This window comes from Nonomuraea sp. NPDC050022, assembly GCF_044460705.1.
In the GTDB taxonomy this organism is placed as follows: Bacteria; Actinomycetota; Actinomycetes; order Streptosporangiales; family Streptosporangiaceae; genus Nonomuraea.
In genome coordinates, this window is the sequence record NZ_JBITKE010000014.1 from 120,414 (window position 1) to 136,398 (window position 15,985).

Annotated in this window: 14 protein-coding genes; 9 read left to right on the plus strand and 5 right to left on the minus strand. The window is 70.9% G+C overall.

Annotation, left to right across the window (positions count from 1 at the left end):
* Positions 1 to 205: 205 nt before the first annotated feature.
* From ACIBO2_RS46295 to ACIBO2_RS46305, 3 genes are read right to left on the minus strand one after another with little or no spacing between them, the layout of a single operon-like run.
* Positions 206 to 1,588: a DUF1116 domain-containing protein gene (locus tag ACIBO2_RS46295; RefSeq protein WP_397304341.1), complete on the minus strand. Its 1,383-nt coding sequence runs from the start codon at positions 1,586 to 1,588 to the stop codon at positions 206 to 208.
* Positions 1,585 to 2,934: an FdrA family protein gene (locus tag ACIBO2_RS46300; protein ID WP_397304342.1), complete on the minus strand. Its 1,350-nt coding sequence runs from the start codon at positions 2,932 to 2,934 to the stop codon at positions 1,585 to 1,587. Before ACIBO2_RS46300 ends, ACIBO2_RS46295 begins: the two co-directional genes overlap by 4 nt.
* Positions 2,931 to 3,824, minus strand: coding sequence for a DUF2877 domain-containing protein (locus ACIBO2_RS46305; RefSeq protein ID WP_397304343.1), 894 nt, complete (start codon positions 3,822 to 3,824; stop codon positions 2,931 to 2,933). The genes ACIBO2_RS46300 and ACIBO2_RS46305 overlap by 4 nt, the downstream gene beginning before the upstream one ends.
* A gap of 131 nt (positions 3,825 to 3,955) precedes the next feature.
* On the opposite strand from ACIBO2_RS46305, the gene ACIBO2_RS46310 reads away from it, so the two are divergent.
* The 9 genes from ACIBO2_RS46310 to ACIBO2_RS46350 all read left to right on the plus strand — a co-directional run bounded on the left by ACIBO2_RS46310 (position 3,956) and on the right by ACIBO2_RS46350 (position 13,537).
* Positions 3,956 to 5,596, plus strand: coding sequence for a PucR family transcriptional regulator ligand-binding domain-containing protein (locus ACIBO2_RS46310; RefSeq protein WP_358537604.1), 1,641 nt, complete (start codon positions 3,956 to 3,958; stop codon positions 5,594 to 5,596).
* Between the two features lie 11 nt (positions 5,597 to 5,607).
* On the plus strand, positions 5,608 to 5,811 hold the full coding sequence (locus tag ACIBO2_RS46315; RefSeq protein WP_358537606.1) for an RNA-binding S4 domain-containing protein: 204 nt from the start codon (positions 5,608 to 5,610) through the stop codon (positions 5,809 to 5,811).
* A gap of 251 nt (positions 5,812 to 6,062) precedes the next feature.
* Positions 6,063 to 6,437: an NYN domain-containing protein gene (locus tag ACIBO2_RS46320; protein WP_397304344.1), complete on the plus strand. Its 375-nt coding sequence runs from the start codon at positions 6,063 to 6,065 to the stop codon at positions 6,435 to 6,437.
* A 195-nt stretch (positions 6,438 to 6,632) separates the two neighbouring features.
* Positions 6,633 to 7,997 (plus strand): uracil-xanthine permease family protein, encoded by a 1,365-nt coding sequence (locus tag ACIBO2_RS46325; RefSeq protein WP_397304345.1) that lies wholly within the window; start codon positions 6,633 to 6,635, stop codon positions 7,995 to 7,997.
* Positions 7,994 to 8,917 (plus strand): FAD binding domain-containing protein, encoded by a 924-nt coding sequence (locus ACIBO2_RS46330; protein WP_397304346.1) that lies wholly within the window; start codon positions 7,994 to 7,996, stop codon positions 8,915 to 8,917. Before ACIBO2_RS46325 ends, ACIBO2_RS46330 begins: the two co-directional genes overlap by 4 nt.
* 11 nt (positions 8,918 to 8,928) lie before the next feature.
* Positions 8,929 to 9,411 carry a (2Fe-2S)-binding protein gene (locus tag ACIBO2_RS46335; protein WP_357941142.1) on the plus strand — a complete coding sequence of 161 codons (483 nt, stop codon included), beginning with the start codon at positions 8,929 to 8,931 and terminating at the stop codon, positions 9,409 to 9,411.
* Between the two features lie 2 nt (positions 9,412 to 9,413).
* Complete coding sequence (gene cutA / locus ACIBO2_RS46340) at positions 9,414 to 11,792, plus strand: aerobic carbon-monoxide dehydrogenase large subunit (protein WP_397304347.1); 2,379 nt, start codon at positions 9,414 to 9,416, stop codon at positions 11,790 to 11,792.
* 69 nt (positions 11,793 to 11,861) lie between these two features.
* Entirely contained in the window at positions 11,862 to 12,914 is a 1,053-nt protein-coding gene (locus ACIBO2_RS46345) for a leucine-rich repeat domain-containing protein (RefSeq protein WP_358537617.1), read from the plus strand.
* A gap of 167 nt (positions 12,915 to 13,081) precedes the next feature.
* Positions 13,082 to 13,537 carry a hypothetical protein gene (locus tag ACIBO2_RS46350; RefSeq protein WP_357941147.1) on the plus strand — a complete coding sequence of 152 codons (456 nt, stop codon included), beginning with the start codon at positions 13,082 to 13,084 and terminating at the stop codon, positions 13,535 to 13,537.
* Between the two features lie 44 nt (positions 13,538 to 13,581).
* Here ACIBO2_RS46350 and ACIBO2_RS46355 read toward each other — a convergent pair whose 3' ends face one another.
* A complete protein-coding gene (locus ACIBO2_RS46355; RefSeq protein WP_397304348.1) occupies positions 13,582 to 14,520 on the minus strand; it encodes a hypothetical protein in 939 nt (312 codons plus the stop codon).
* Positions 14,517 to 15,971, minus strand: a complete 1,455-nt coding sequence (locus ACIBO2_RS46360) for a PQQ-dependent sugar dehydrogenase (RefSeq protein ID WP_397304349.1) — start codon at positions 15,969 to 15,971, stop codon at positions 14,517 to 14,519. The genes ACIBO2_RS46355 and ACIBO2_RS46360 overlap by 4 nt, the downstream gene beginning before the upstream one ends.
* Between the last annotated feature and the right edge of the window lie 14 nt (positions 15,972 to 15,985).

Here is a 15,985-nt window from a genome sequence, read left to right on the forward strand (position 1 = left end):
GTCTCCCTCCGCACCGGGTCCGCTGAGCAAGCGGTCGGCTGCCATGTTCCCGCCCCAATCTCCAGCCTCATCGGTCACAAGCGTCGCGCCGCCATACGTCAAGATTATGAGCGTTGGCCACGATATAGGCAGGTCATTCCCAAGGGAACCACAACTCGGTTCTTACAAATGCCTTGACGTACCGCAATATCGCCCATCAAATGGATCATTTACGGTCAGCGGCCAGGGCGAGCAATGCGGCGGTAAATGCCTCTACCGGGGGCTTCACCAGGCCCGCACCGACCTGGCCGGTGCCCGCCACGCGGCCCGCGATACCGGTGTTGACGACGGGCAACACGCCCGTCCTGGCCACCAGGGTGATGTCGATGCCGACCGGTGTGCCGCGGAAGCCGAGCCCCGGGATCTGGTAGGCGGGATGCTCGGCGAGCGTGATCTCGTACATGGACCGGGTCGCCGCCACCGCGTCCGCCACCTCGCCGCCGACGAAGCGCACGATGGCCGGGGACGCCGCCATCGCGAAGCCGCCCAGGCCCGACGTCTCGGTGATCGTGGAGTCGCCGATGTCCGGGTTGGCGTCCGCCGGGCCGTACGCGCCGAGGTAGAGCCCGTCCGGCACGCCGGCCGGCCCGGTGAACCACCGATCGCCCAGCCCGGAGACCTGTACTCCGAAATCGGTGCCGTTGCGGGCCATGGCGACGACCATCGAGGAGCCGGGTACGTTCCTGGCCGCGTCGGTGCTCACCTTGCCCGCGGCCATGGCGGCGTTCAGGAAGAAGTGGTCGTTGCCGTTGACGAAGCGCAGCACCTCGGCAGCGCTGCCGGCCGCGGCCTCGACCACCCAGGGGGCCAGCTCGCGCAGGAACAGCGAGGTGGCGGCGCGGTTGCGGTTGTGCAGCTCGTCGCCCATCTGCAGCGCCTGCGCGATCATCGCGCGCAGGTCGATGGGGCCGCCCAGCTCGATCGCGGCAGACAGGACGGGCCCGAGCACGCGATCCATCCACCGCAGCCGCTCCAGCACCTCGGGCCCGTACGCGCCGTAGCGCAGCACCTTGCCCAGGCCCTCGTTGAGCGAGCAGTACGCCGTGCCGCCGTGCTCGGCGTCGCGTACCTCCAGCATCCACATCGACGGGCTCACCACGCCCGCCATCGGGCCGACCGTGGCGTGCCGATGGCAGGGCTCCAGGCGTACCCGGCCGGCGGCCAGCGACTCCTCGGCCGCCGGCACGTCATGGGCGTACTCCTCGAACAGCATCGCGCCGATCAGCGCCCCGCGCATCGGGCCCGACGCGCGCTCCCAGTCGATGGGCGGCCCCGCGTGCAGGAACATCCGCTCCGGCAGGTCGAGCACCTCCGAGGCCCGCCGTACCCCGACGAGCTGGGGGCGGGCCGAGGTCAGGCGGCCGACGGCCCGTTCGTTGGCCGCGGGCAGGCGCGGGTCGGCGAGCACCCGCGCGAGCGCGTCCGCGGTGCCGGGCAGGGGCGGGCGCCACGCGACGGCGGTCGTCGGCACGGCCTGCGCGTCGAGCGACTCCTGGAGGAGGGCGGCGCCGACGGTGATCACGTGGGGCGGACCGGAGAGCAGAGTCAAAGGAGGTCCCTGGCGTGCCGGGCGGCTTGGGCGTTGGAGGTGAAGACGGTGGCGCCCGCCTCGCGGAACGCCGCGGCCTGCCGGTGCAGGCCCTGGGGGTCGCCCTCGGTGCCGATGAGTGCGACGACGACGGTGGCTCCGTGGTGGGTGGCGTGGGCGACGGCCGAGGCGAGGGAGGCGGCCGGGTCGGGGTCGGCGCCGTGCCCGAGCACGACGTCCATGAGGATCACGTCGCCCGGCTCCACCTGGGCCAGGGCCTCCAGGCGGAGCGTCGGGTCGATCATCGGATGGGCGCGGCCCCTGGTGTAGGCGTCCTCGCCGTAGTCGGTGAACTCGCCCGCCCCGGTGATCAGGCTCGCCTCGGCGCACAGCGTGCCGCCCGAGTAGACGCCCTTGAGCTTCGTGTACGCCGACGTGGGCGACCAGCCGGGCCACGACTCCCAGGCGGGGACGGGCCGGCCGAGGGCGCGCAGCGCCTCCTCCGCGGCCGCCGTCAGATCGCGCTCCCCGAGCAGCGCCGAGACGACCGGCGTGCCCAGCGTCTCCACCACCTCTTGTACGGCCCGCGCCACCGCCGGGTCGGGCCGCTTGGAGACCAGCACGATCAGCTCCGTGGCCGGGTCGTCGTCCAGCATGCGCAGCGCCCGCATCGCCGACAGCCCGCCCACCTCGGCCGACAGGTCCCTGCCGCCCACGCCGAGCACGTGGCTGACCCCGGCGCCCGCCTGGTCGAGCAGGGACGTCACCTGCTGGGCCCCGGTGCCGGAGGCCGCGACGACGCCGACCGGGCCCGGCCCGAGCACGTTGGCGAAGCCCAGCCCCACCCCGGCGATCACGGCGGTGCCGCAGTCGGGGCCCATGACCAGCACGTCCCGCTCCTCGGCCAGCGTCTTGAGCCGCTGCTCCTGGGCGACCGGCACGCCGTCGCTGAAGATCATCACGGGCAGTCCAGCGTGGACCGCGTCGAGCGCCTCGGCGAACGCGTGCTCCCCCGGAACCGACACGAGCACCAGGTCGGCCGGGCTTCTGGCCGCCGAGAGGGTGGTGAGCGGGGGTTGGTCGGCGGCCGCCCGGGTCCGGGAGGCGGACAGCCGGGCCAGGGCGTGGTCGAGCTCGCCGGTGGCGGTGTCCACGCTGTCGCCGCGCAGGGCGACGAGCAGATCGCCCGGGTCGGCGGGGGGCAGGTCGAAGCCCAGGTCGCGGGCCAGGGCGAGGTTCAGTTCCGTGGCCATGGCGACGATGGCCACCCGCATGCCGGGCAGGTCCGACAGCGTGCGGCTGACACGCATGAGGGTGACGGAGTCGTGGTAGACGCCCTTGCGCAGCAGCACCGAGTCGCGGGTCATCCGGCCACCGTCAGGGCGTGGGCCGGACTCGGAGCCTCCGTCATGGCCGCTGTCATGGCCAGGACGGTGTCGAGGCCGATGGAGATGCCCTGGAGCAGGTCGGACCCGGAGGTGTGGCCGAGCCGCCGCAGCTGCCGCCGCGCCGGTTCGAGCTCCTGCCGCCCGGCGATGCCGCGCAGCACGGCGATCACCTCGGGGCTGGCCTCGCCTCTGGCCGCGCAGTGCAGGAGGGTCGCCGAGATCGGCGTCGTACGAGTGCGGGCGTCGTACGTCACGGTCGCGGCCAGCCAGTCCGCCAGCCACACCGCCCGCCGCGCCCCGGCCGCCGCGCCGAGGTGCCTGAGTGTCACCAGCAGCCCGGCCAGCACGTCGTCCCCGCTCGGCGTCAGCCCCGGACCGAGGCCGACCAGCCGTTCGGCCGCCGTCACCGCGCCCAGCAACCGGCCGCTCGCGCAACTGGCCGCCAGGAGCTCGATCGCCTCGTTGCCCGCCAATCCCGGCTCGCCGGGGGTCAGGCGAGGGGCGGCCTGCCGGAGCCGTACGGGATCGACCCGGCCGAGCGGCGGCGCGGGATCCCACCAGCGGCGCGCCCGCACGCTCAGCCGCCCCAGCTCGATGGCGCCGTCGCCCACGGCGGCCTCGTCACCCACGGTGACGCGCGGCAGCTCGGCGGCCAGCAGCACGGAGTTGGGCAGCCGCGTCGCCGCGCCCGTGATGACGGCCAGCACGGACGGCTCCAGCTCCGTCCTGACCTCCAGGTACACCCCGGCGGGGAAGACGGCCAGCACCCGCGCGGGGCTGCGCGGCGCCTCCAGCACAGGGCGTACCGCCGCGCTGGCCGCTCCTGTCACAGGGGTACGCGGGCGCCTCGCATGAATACCGACGGTCACCGAACCTCCCTACCGGCTCTGGACCTGACCGTAGAACGTGCCGCACAACCGTCCGTACGGAGAAATTTGCCAAGAGTCAGCGTGAAGGTTGGCTCTTCCTGACAGACCGCTTCTGGGGTCACAATCTCCACATGGAGCCCCCAGTCCGTCTCGCGAGCACGGGCACGATCACCCACGGCGTCTCGGTGGGGGAGGTGCTCGGCGTATCGACCCTCGCGGACGCCCGCCTCATCGCCGGGGAGAGCGGGCTGGGCCGCATCGTGCAGCGCCTCAACGTCATGGAGGTGCCGGACATCCTGGCCTGGGTCAAGCCGCACGAGTTGCTGCTGACCACCGGCTACCCGCTGCGCAACACCCCCCAGTCGCTCGGCCGCCTGGTGGCCGACCTCGACGAGCGCAAACTGGCGGCCCTGGCGATCAAACTCGGCAGGTATGTGGACAAACTGCCTGACGAAATGGTCGAGCAGGCCGACCGGCTCGGGTTCCCGCTCATCCTGCTGCCGAACGACGTCGGCTTCGACGACATCCTGAACCAGGTGCTGACCGACATCCTCAACCGCCAGGCCGCCGTGCTCGCCCGCGCCGAGGAGGCGCACCGGGCGCTGGTCCAGGTGGTGCTGGCCGGCGGCGGGCTGGACGAGGTGACCGCCGAGGTGGCCGCGCTGCTCGACGTGGCGGTGGCGGCGGTGGACGGCGGCGGCCGGGTGCTCGCCACCGCCGGGCCGCCCGACCACGTGACCCTCCTGTGGGAGTCGATCGCGCACGAGGGACCGCCGCTCGTCCCCGCCTCGGGCCGCACTCCTTCCGGCGGGCCCGCTTCCGGTACGGCGGGCCGCACACGCGCGTTCGCCTCCGTTCCCGTCCTCGCGGGCGGTCACCACCACGGCCGCATCGTCGCCTACAGCCCGGCCGGGACGCTCCGTGACAGCGATGTCGGCATATTGGAGCGCGCCGCGACCGTCGCCGCGCTCGTCGTCACCAGGCAGGAGGCGGTCAACGCCGTCGAGAGCAAGTACCGGGCCGACTTCCTGCGCGACGTGCTCACCGGCCGGGCGGGCACGGCCGAGCGCGTCACGGCGCGGGCCAGGGCGTTCGGCTGGGATCTGGAACGGCCCGTCACCGTGCTGGTCGCCGAACTCGACCCGGACGGCGACGAGCGCGCCACCCAGGACCGCCTGGTCGCGTGCTGGGTCGCGGCGATGCGCCGCCACGACCCTCAGGGCGCGGTCGCGGGCTTCTCGCACGAAGTGGTGGCGGTACTGGACGCCACGGTGGACGCCGCCAGGGTGGCCAAGGACGCCGCCTCCGCCTTCGCCGACGTGCCGCCCGCCACGTTCTCGACCGGCACCTCCCGCCCGTCACCCGGCGCCGACCTGCTGCCCGAGGCGTACTCGCAGGCCCTGAAGGCGGCCCGCGTCGGCCGTCAGCTCCACGGCCCCGGCGCGGTGGCCCACTTCGACCAGCTGGGCGTGTATCGGCTGCTGTCGCTGGTGAACGACACGGAGGAACTACACGCCTTCGTCCGCGAGACGCTGGGCCCGCTGGCCCTGGACGACGACGCCGAGAACTCCGACCTGCGCAGGACCCTGCAGGTGCTGCTGGAGACCAACCTCAACGTGGCGGAGACGGCCAGGCGGCTGCACTTCCACTACAACACGCTGCGCTACCGCATCGGCAAGCTGGAGCGCCTGCTCGGCAACTTCACCGACGACCCCCATCTGCGCCTCAACCTGACCCTTGCCCTGCACGTGCTGCGCATGCGGGGCATCTAGGCTGAGTGCTCGTGGACTTCGAACTGCGCTCCGACTTCATCCCGCTGTGTGACCTGCTGAAGTACTGCGGGGTCACGGAGACGGGCGGCATGGCCAAACACCTGATCGCCGAGGGGATGGTGTCGGTGGACGGGGAAGTGGAGCTCCGGAAGACGTGCAAGATCCGGACGGGGCAGATGGTGACGGGGGAGGGGTTCTCGATCCGGGTGCACTGAGGTTTGGCGACCGAAAATAAACGGCCCCCGAATCGGAGGCCGTAGAGCCCGGGAACCTACCCCCGGGGGTGGTGACCCCATAGTACATTCGGATGCGCCGAAGTCGCGCAAAGTCATCACAGCATTACTCGCTGTTTACTATTCTCGAACATGAGAGCGAAAAAGAAACGACCCCCGTCGCCGGGGGCCGTAGAGCCCGGGAACGTAGCCCCAGGCGTTGAATGACTCCATGTTAGGGAAGGTAGCCGTGGGTGACAAGTCGAACGAGGAGATGCCGGCAGTGCGGCGCGACCTGGCGCTCCTACGAGGAGAAGAAGACCGACGTCGCCATCGCCAGCGCCATGATCGCTGACGTCGCGCTCGAGCAGGTCGATGTCGTCATGCTCGTGTCGGCCGATTCGGATCTCTGCGCGGCGGTCGAAAAGATCCGCGAGATCGACACGCTCCGTGGCGCCAAGACAAGGGTCGTCGCCGTCTTCCCGCCGGGCAAAGGCGCGGACGGCCTACGCCGGTGCAGCGACGCGTGGTTCCCCCTCGGTGCCGCCGTCGTGCGGCGTTCCCAGTTCCCCGACGTGGTGAGCGGGCCCGGTGGTGCCACCTACCACCGGCCGCCGCGCTGGAACTGACCGCTCACCGAACCCCCCGAAGGTAGTGCGCGATCACTCCTCTGGTCAGGAAAGCGAATTTGGCAGATCATGCCCGTGTACGAGCGCGCCCACGGGCCTAATGTGCCCGCAACGGCAGCACGAATCTGGAGCGGGATGCGGAAGGAGCCTGCGGGGCGGCACTGGAAGCGGCAGCCCGGGTGAAGAGGGGCTCACATGGTTTTCGGTTGGATCAAACACGGCGACGGCAAGCATCTGGCTCCCGGAGAGGTCGTCAAGCCCGACGAGCGGCTGACCTGGCCGCGCATGATCGGGTTCGGCGCGCAGCACGTGATCGCGATGTTCGGCGCGACGTTCGTGTTCCCGCTGGTGATGGGGCTGAGCCCCAATGTCGCGATCATGATGTCCGGCGTGGCCACGATCATGTTCCTGCTGATCGTGAAGGGCAAGATCCCCAGCTACCTGGGCACCAGCGCGTCGTTCGTGGGCGGTGTGCTGGCCATCAGGGCGGTGTTCGGCGGTGACACCCCTGGCGCCGATGCCATCGTGACCGGCGCGATCCTCATCGTCGGGTTCGTGCTCGCGCTGTGCGGGCTGGCCGTGCACTTCCTCGGGGTGCAGATCATCCACCGGATCTTCCCGCCGATCGTCACCGGCGCGGTGGTCATGCTGATCGGGTTCGGGCTGGCCTACGTGGTGGCGGACGTCTACTGGCCGCAGGACCAGTGGATGGCGCTGATCACGATGCTGGTGACGTTCGTGATCGTGGTGGCGTTCAAGGGCTTCATCGGGCGCATCGGCATCCTGCTCGGCCTGATCGTCGGCTACGCGCTGTCCTGGGTGGCCGACCAGCTCTTCGGCCAGGTCCCGGCCTACACCGACGGCGCGCTCAAGATCGCCCCGCATCTGCGTGTCGACTTCTCCAAGCTGGAGGCGGCGCCATGGTTCGGCCTGCCGCCGTTTCATCTGCCAGACTTCAAGTTCTCGGCCGTGCTGCTCGTGCTGCCCGCGGTGATCGCGCTGATCGCGGAGAACATCGGTCATGTCAAGGCCGTGGGAGAGATGACGCGTACCGACGTCGACCCGTACATCGGCCGCGCCATCGCCGCCGACGGCCTGGCCACCGTGGTGACCAGCGCCGTCGGCGGCTCGCCCACCACCACCTACGCCGAGAACATCGGCGTCATGGCCGCCACCAAGGTCTACTCCACCGCCGCCTACTACATCGCCGCCCTCATCGCCATCCTGTTCGGGCTGAGCCCGAAGTTCGGCGCGCTGGTCTCCGCCACTCCGGCAGGCGTGCTGGGCGGCGTGACGGTCATCCTGTACGGCATGATCGGCCTGCTCGGCGCCAAGATCTGGATCGAGAACCGGGTGAACTTCGCCGATCCGGTCAACATGGTCCCCATCGGCGCGGGCATCATCCTGGCGATCGGACCGGTGAAGCAATTGATCAGCGGCGACTTCCGGCTGGAGGGCATCGCGTTGGGCACGATCGTCGTGGTGGGCGGCTACCACCTGCTGCGCGTCATCGCCGGGCGGCCCGCCGACACAGCCGCCGCAGGGGGAGACACGGGGTGAAGCCGCCGCCCTTCGAACACCACGCGCCGCGCGACCTCGGCGAGGCCCTGGACGTCCTCGCCCAGGTGGGCCCGCGCGGCAAGGTGCTCGCGGGCGGCCAGAGCCTGATCCCCATGCTCAACATGCGGCTGGCGGCGCCCGAGCATCTGGTCGACATCAACCGCGTCGAGTCGCTGGCCACCCTCGACCTCGCCCCCGAAGGCGTCACCGTGGGCGCGCTGGCCAGGCACGCCCAGGTGGAGCGGCTGGCCGGGCATCCGCTGCTGCGGCAGGCGCTCCGGCTGGTCGCCCACCCGGTGATCCGCAACAGGGGCACGGTGGTGGGCAGCCTGGTGCACGCCGACCCGGCCGCCGAGCTGCCCGCCGTGCTGGCCCTGCTCGGCGGGTCGGTACGGCTGTCCCGGCTGGACGCCGCCGAGGGCGTGGTGAGCCGGGAGGTGACGGCCGCCGACTTCTTCGTCGGGCCGATGGAGTCGGCCGTCCAGCCGGGCGAACTCGCCGTTTCCGCATATTTCCCGGCACCGCCGGAACGGTCGGGTACGGCCTTCCGCGAGGTGGCCAGGAGGCACGGCGACTATGCCCTGGCCGGGGTGTGCGCGCTGGTCACGCTGGACGACGACCTGCGCGTCACCGCCGCCCGGGTGGCCTGCGTCAGCGTCGGCCCCGTGCCGGTGGTCGTGGACGTGGGCGGGCTGTGCGAGCGCCGTCCCGCCTCCAGCGTCGACTGGGCGGGCGTGGCGCGGGCCGTACGGGAAGCGACCGAGCCGGACGACGACATCCACGCGAGCGCCGCGTACCGGCTGCATCTGGTCGGCGTCCTCGCCGAGCAGGCGCTGAAGGACGCCGCCCGTGAGGCGGCGCTCAAGGACGTGGCCCGTGAGGCGGCGGGACCGTGGGGTAGCAGCCCAGCAGGTACGTGAGGGAGGCCGGATTGGAGCGCGAGCGCGAGATCACGCTGGTGGTGAACGGAGCCGCGCGGCGGGTGCGGGTGCCCGGCCGGCGGCTGCTGTCCGACTGCCTGCGCCACGACCTCGGGCTGACCGGTACGCACGTGGGGTGCGAGCACGGCGTGTGCGGCTGCTGCACGGTGCTGCTGGACGGCGAGCCGGTGCGCTCGTGCCTGACGTTCGCGGTGACCGTCGACGGCAGCGAGATCACCACGGTGGAGGGGCTGGCCGGGCCGGAGGGGATGTCGGCGGTGCAGCGGGCGTTCGCGGAGTGCCACGGGCTGCAGTGCGGCTTCTGCACGCCGGGCTTCCTGTGCACGGTGACCGCGCTGCTGCGTGACAACCCGGCGCCCACCGACGAGGAGGTGGTCGACGGCATCTCCGGCAACCTGTGCCGCTGCACCGGCTACCAGAACATCGTGAAGGCCGTCCACCGGGCGGCGGAGCTGATCGCCGAGGAGACCTAGGGATGACCACCAGGCTGTTCGGGGAGCCGGTCCAGCGCCGGGAGGACCCCAGGCTGCTCACCGGCGGCGGCCGCTACCTCGACGACCTGGGCTCCGGCGCGCTGGCCGCGGCGTTCGTGCGCTCGCCGCACGCCCACGCCCGCGTCCGCGACGTCGACGTGAGCGCCGCGCTCGACGTGGACGGCCTGGTCGCCATCTACACCTGGGAGGACCTGCCCGAGCGCGTGGGCCGCCCCCTGCCCCTGCTGATCCCGCATCCCGCCCTCACCCACGGCCGCACCGCCTACCCTCTGGCCAGGGACGTCGTCCGGCACGTGGGCGAGCCCGTGGTGATGGTCGTGGCCAGGGACCGCTACCTCGCCGAGGACGCCTGCGCGCTGATCGAGGTCGACTACGAGCCGCTCAAGCCGGTCGTGGGCATCGAGGAGGCGGTTCAGGGCGCGCAGCTGGTCCATGAGGACGTACCGGGCAACGTGGGCGCCCATCTGGTGCAGGAGGTGCCGAACCAGGCGGGCCGGAGCGCACGCGAGGCCATCGAGGCGTCGCCGCACACGCTGAGCTTCCGGCTCGACATCGAGCGCAGCGCGAGCATGCCGCTGGAGGGCCGCGGCGTGTACGCCCGCTGGGACGGCTGCGACCTGCGCGTCTACACCAGCACCCAGACCTCGACCAGCGTCCGCATGGCCGTCGCCGCGGCCCTGGGCCTGCCCCTGCCGCACGTCGAGGTGATCGCGCCCGACGTGGGCGGCGGGTTCGGGGTGAAGATCGTGCACCCGTGGCCGGAGGAGATCCTGGTGCCGTGGGCGGCGATGCGGCTCGGCCAGGAAGTCAAGTGGACCGAGGACCGGCGCGAGCACTTCATCTCCTCCGCCCACGAACGGGGCCAGGTGCAGCACGTCAGGGTCGGCTTCGACGACGACGGGGTGGTGCAAGGGCTGGATGTGACGATCCTGCACGATCACGGGGCCTACACGCCGTACGGGATCATCGTCCCGATCATCACCTCGACGCAGCTGCTCGGGCCGTACCGGATCGGGGCCTACCGGGTCGAGTTCTCCGCCGTCTACACCAACACCGTGCAGGTCACCCCGTACCGGGGCGCGGGGCGGCCGCAGGCGGTGTTCTGCATGGAGCGGACGATGGACAAGATCGCCCGTTACCTGGGCAGGGACCGCACCGAGGTGCGCGCGGCGAACTTCATCCGGCCCGACGAGTTCCCCTACGACCAGGGCCTGATCTTCCAGGACGGACGCCCGCTGATCTACGACAGCGGCGACTACCCGGAGATGCTCCGCATGCTCAAGGAGCTCATCGGCTGGGACGACTTCGAACCCGGCCGGCACCGGGGCATCGGCATCGGCTGCTACGTCGAGGGCACCGGCGTCGGCCCCTACGAGGGCGGCCACGTCCAGATCACCTCCGACGGTCGCGTACACGTCTCCACCGGCCTCACCTCACAGGGGCAGGGCCACGAGACCGTGTTCGCCCAGATCGCCGCCACCGAGCTGGGCGTGCCCATCGAGCGGATCTCGGTCGTCACCGGCGACACGCGCAGGTTCGGGTACGCGGTCGGCACGTTCGCCTCCCGCGCGGCGGTGATGAGCGGCAACGCCATCGCGCTGGCCTGCCGCAAGGTGCGGGAGAAGGCGCTGCGCATCGCCGCCGACGCGCTGGAGGCCGACCCGGCCGACCTGGAGATCGCCGACGGCCTGGTGCACGTCGTGGGCGCCCCGACCGCCTCGATCCCGCTGTCCACGGTCGCGGTCCTGGCCAACCCGCTGCGGTACGCCTTCGACGAGGAGGTGGCCAAGGCCACCCAGTTCTCCGGCACCTCCCCGCCCGACAAACCGCCGGTGGCCGAGGGCGACGAACCGGGGCTGGAGGGCCGCGACTACTACTCGCCGATCAGGTCCACGTTCGCGGCCGGGATGCACGCCGCCATCGTCGAGACCGACCCGCTGACCGCCGAGATCAAGGTCCTGCGGTACGCGGTCGTGCACGACTGCGGCCGGCTGATCAACCCGATGATCGTGGAGGGGCAGATCCACGGGGGAGTGGCCCAGGGCATCGGCGGCGCCCTGTACGAGCGGATGGTGTACGACGGGCACGGGCAGCTGCTCAACGCCTCGTTCATGGACTTCCTCATGCCGTACGTGACGGAGATCCCGCACATCGAGACCGCCCACCTGGAGACGCCGTCGCCGCTCAACCCGCTCGGCATCAAAGGGGCGGGGGAGGCCGGGGTGATCCCGGTCTCGGCGGTGATCGCGGGGGCGATCGAGGACGCGGAGGGCATCGAGATCGACCGCATGCCGATCTCACCGTCCGAGCTGTTCGACCTCAGGAACCTCGCCGAGCCGGACGCCCAGCCGGGCACTTAGCCGGGCTTCCCGCGGCGGCGGGTTTCCGGCGGCGGCCTGCTTCCGGCGCGGCGTGCGAGGATCGGCGCCGTGACGATCCATGATGAACTGCGCGCACCCGGCGCGGGCCTGACCACGTTCCCCGGCTCGGACCCCGCCGAACTCGGCGAGGTCCGGCTGATCGACCTGGCCTGGAACGAGCTCACCGAGCTCCCCGCGTGGCTGGGCGGCCTGACGTCGCTGGCCGAGCTCCGGCTCGACGGCAACCGCCTGCGCTCGCTGCCGGACCTGACGGGACTCACCGCGCTGCGGGCGCTGCACCTCGACGGCAACCGGCTGACCGAGGTGCCCGGCTGCCCGCCGTACCTGGAGACGCTGTACCTGTACGGCAACACCATCGAGAGGTTGCCCGAGCGGCTCGGCGGCGGGCTGCGGCACCTGGCGGCGGGCGGCAACCGGCTGACCGGCGTGCCCGACGCGCTGTGGAAGCTGACCCGGCTCGAATCGCTCAACCTGGCCGAGAACGCACTCACCGAGGTGCCCGCGGCGATCGGTGGGCTGACCGGGCTGCGCATGCTCGACCTGGGGCACAACGACCTCGCCACGATCCCGCCGGAGATCGGCGACCTGGGCCTGACCGACTACCTCTACCTGAGCGACAACCGGTTCACCGAGGTGCCCGCCGCGATCGGCCGGCTCGACCGGCTCGCCTACCTCAACGTGACCGACAACCGGCTGACCGGCCTGCCCGAGGCGCTCGGCCGCATGGCGTCGCTGGTCGAGCTGCGGCTCTACAACAACCGGCTGGGAGCGCTGCCTGACTCGATCGGCGGGCTGGGCCGGCTGCGCGAGCTGCATCTGCAGGGCAACCGGCTGACCGCGCTGCCCGACTCGATCGGCGAGCTCGGCGAGTTGCGCGTGCTCGATCTGCGCAACAACCAGCTGCGCGCCCTGCCCGGCGCGGTCGCGGGGCTGGCCCGGCTCACGCACCTGGATCTGCGTAACAACCGGCTCAGGACCCTGCCCGAGAGCCTTGGCGAGCTGCCCGCGCTGGAGAAGCTCGACCTGCGCTGGAACAAGCTCGACGGCGAGCCCGACGCGCTGCGCCGCCTGGTGGAGCGCGGCTGCGTCGTCCTGCGCTGAGGCCCCCGGGTCGCTGAGATCGCGGCGGCTCTCGGGCTGAGATCGCGGTTCCCCGGCTGAGCGGCTCTCGGGCTGAGATCGCGGCTCTCGGGCTGAGGTCTCGGGTGAATCTCGGTTTAATCTCGGCCGGAGTGAACCCCACCTACGGGGGTTGCGTATCTCGGCACATGACGACATTTCCACGTCTGGCCGCTACTGCGCTGCTGGTCGGGCTCGTGGCCGGTTGTACGAACGCCAGCGGTTCCGTAGGAGCCGGCCAGAGCGCCGCGATGGCCGGGGGCGAGCCCATCGTGCAGAAGCCCGCCACGGTCGACAACAACGTCTACACCGTCGAGCAACTGGCCGAGAAGGTCGGGTGCAAGCCGAAGATCCAGGTCAACGCCAAGGACATTCGTACGGGCTTCTGCCAGACCGACGAGGGTCAGTTCTTCGTGTCGACCTTCGCCACCCAGGCCGGCAAGGACGCCTGGATGGACACCGCGCCCGAATACAACCCGCACCTGGTCGGCAACCGATGGACCGTGCTGTCCAGCCGCAAGGTGCTTGACGCTTTGAAGGAGCGTCTCCACGGTGAGCTCCATCTCAAGGACCACAGGACCAAACAGATGCAGACTAACGGCTGACGGAGGGCTGGGAAGGCGGTGGGAGTCCTCCCAGCCCCAGTCGTTCAGCCTCGGGTCGCCAGCTTGTACTGGGCCCAGATCTCCAGGGGGGCCGCGACCCTGTCGAGGAACATCAGATCGTCCATCCGGCAGTTACAGGGGTTGTTCTCTCTGGTGTTCTGCGGATAGCTACCGCCGATCTTGATGCCTCTGGGGTCGGTGGCCGAGGTGAGATCGGGCTCCGGCGCCCCCTCCACGCCCCACGGATCGCCCGTGAGGGTGTAGAAGCCGTCGAGCGGGCGGCCGTTCTTGTAGAGCTTCATCGCGGCGTTGTCGTAGTCGAACGTGGCCGCCAGGAAGACCCATTCGTCCTGAGGAAGCACGCTCTGCCACGGCTCGCTCGCGGCGAAGGTCTGGGAACTGCTGCCGTCGACGCGCCTGCCCAGCGCGACCACGCGCAACTCCCCGTTGACCGTGATGAGTTCGAGCAGCGCTCTGACGTCATGGCCCTGGGAGTTGCCGGTGAGCACCCCGGCCAGCCCGATCGCTCCGTAGCGGTCGGCCGGGTCCGCGGTGTTGGAGTTGAGGCTGGGGTTCTCGCCGGTCATCTTGAACCAGCCCATGACGGTGGCGCCCTTGACGGCGTTGAAGGCGTGGAGGGTGGGCACTCCGGTCTCGGAGTAGATCCCGGCCTTCCAGTCGTCGTTGCCCATCGTGGCGGGGTTCACCTGCTGGAGCTGGATCGAGTGGCGGCTGCCTCGATGCGCGCCGTCGTCGTTGCGCATGGCGTCACCGCCGTTGATCAGCGTGAGGTCCGTGCCCGATCTGCCCTGGTCGCGCTCCTGCGCGGGGTTTCCGGGGACCGGGTGTTCGAAGTCGTAGGCGGCGATGAGGTTGTGGCGCAGCGTGGGCAGCACTCCGGGCCGGTCGTGGGCGGCGGCCGGAGTGGCGAGCGTAGCCGTCAGGACGAGAGCCGCCACCGGGGCCAGATAGCGGTGCCTCATGGCGTCGCCGTCATGCAGGCGCCGGTGACCTTCCAGATCTTGCCGTTGGCCTTGGACAGCAGGTAGAGCTCGCCCGCGCCGTCGCGGCTCAGGCGCAGGTCCACCCGGGCGTCCCCGGCCAGATCCTTCATGGTGACCGTGGCGCCGCTCGCGTTCACGAGCTTGGGCTGGTAGATCGTGGCCCGCGGGCCGCCCTGCCGCATCTGGTTGGCGATCGTGAAGAAGACCCGGCCGTCGACGATGTCGCCGAACAGGTACTTGCCGTACAGCAGCGGCAGCCGCGTGCCGCGATAGACGAACCCACCGGCCACCGCGTGACCGCTGTCGGCCGTGCAGGAGTGACCGGGCGGCGGGTCGTGGTCGTAGGCCGCGACCGGGTAGTTGTAGCCGAAGGACGCGTCGTTGTCGGGCAGCGTGTACAGGTGGCAGCGGTCGGCCTTGTTGAACACGAAGGAGCCCTCGCGCTCGCTCCAGCCCAGGTTGTCGCCGGCCTTGACCTCGTAGATGGCCTCGATGGCGTGCTCGCCGATGTGACCGAGGAACAGCCGGTTGCCCTGCGGGTCCCAGCTGAAGCGGTGCGGGTCGCGCATGCCGTAGGCGTAGATCTCGCCGATCGCGCCGGCCTTGGTGACGAACGGGTTCTTGGCCGGGATGCCGTACTTGCCGTTGGCGGCGTTCGTGCCCAGGGGGTCGATGCGCAGAATCTTGCCCTGCGGGATGGCGAGGTTCTGCGGGTCGTCGCTCGACGCGCCCCGGCCGCCGTCGCCGGCGGCGACGTAGAGCAGGCCGTAGTCGGCGTCCCGGCGCTTCGCGTACGGGTTGAAGTCGATCTGCTGGATGCCGTGGATCTGGCCGCTGACGCCGAGCCTGAGCACCTCTCGGTGGGTGCCGCTGAAGGTGTCGGCCTTCGGGTTCGTGGCCGTCCACTCGGTGATCACGCCGTGGAACTTGGTGTCGGGCTGAGGCGTCAGGTCCGGCGTCTTGGTGGTGAGGGCCGCGCCCCACTCGGTATGTACGGTGTAGAACTTGCCGTTACGGGCGAAGTCCGGATGGAAGGCGACGTACCCGAACCCGGATCCCAGGCCGCGGCCGGAGAGGAAGTCCGGCGCGAACGTGGCACCGACGTCGAGGTACTCCTGCGGCTGGCCGTTCTTCAGCAGGTACAGCTTGCCGTTGAGGTCGTTGACGAACTGGCGCCGCGACCCGTCGGGGATCTCGCCGATGTTGTTGATCCTGGCCCAGCGCATCAGCCGCTGGTCGGTGGGCGTGGGGACCGGCTCGGTCTTGGGGAAGGTCGCGTATTCGGTCAGCGTCAGCGTGAGACCGGACGCGGTGGGATTCTCCGGAATGGGATCGTCGATCGGGGTCGAGTCCATCGCGGCTGCCGGCGGCGCCCAGAGCGCGGTCGCCAGCAGTGCGGCTAAGAGATACCGGAGGGGGGATTTCGGCATTCCTGTGCACCACC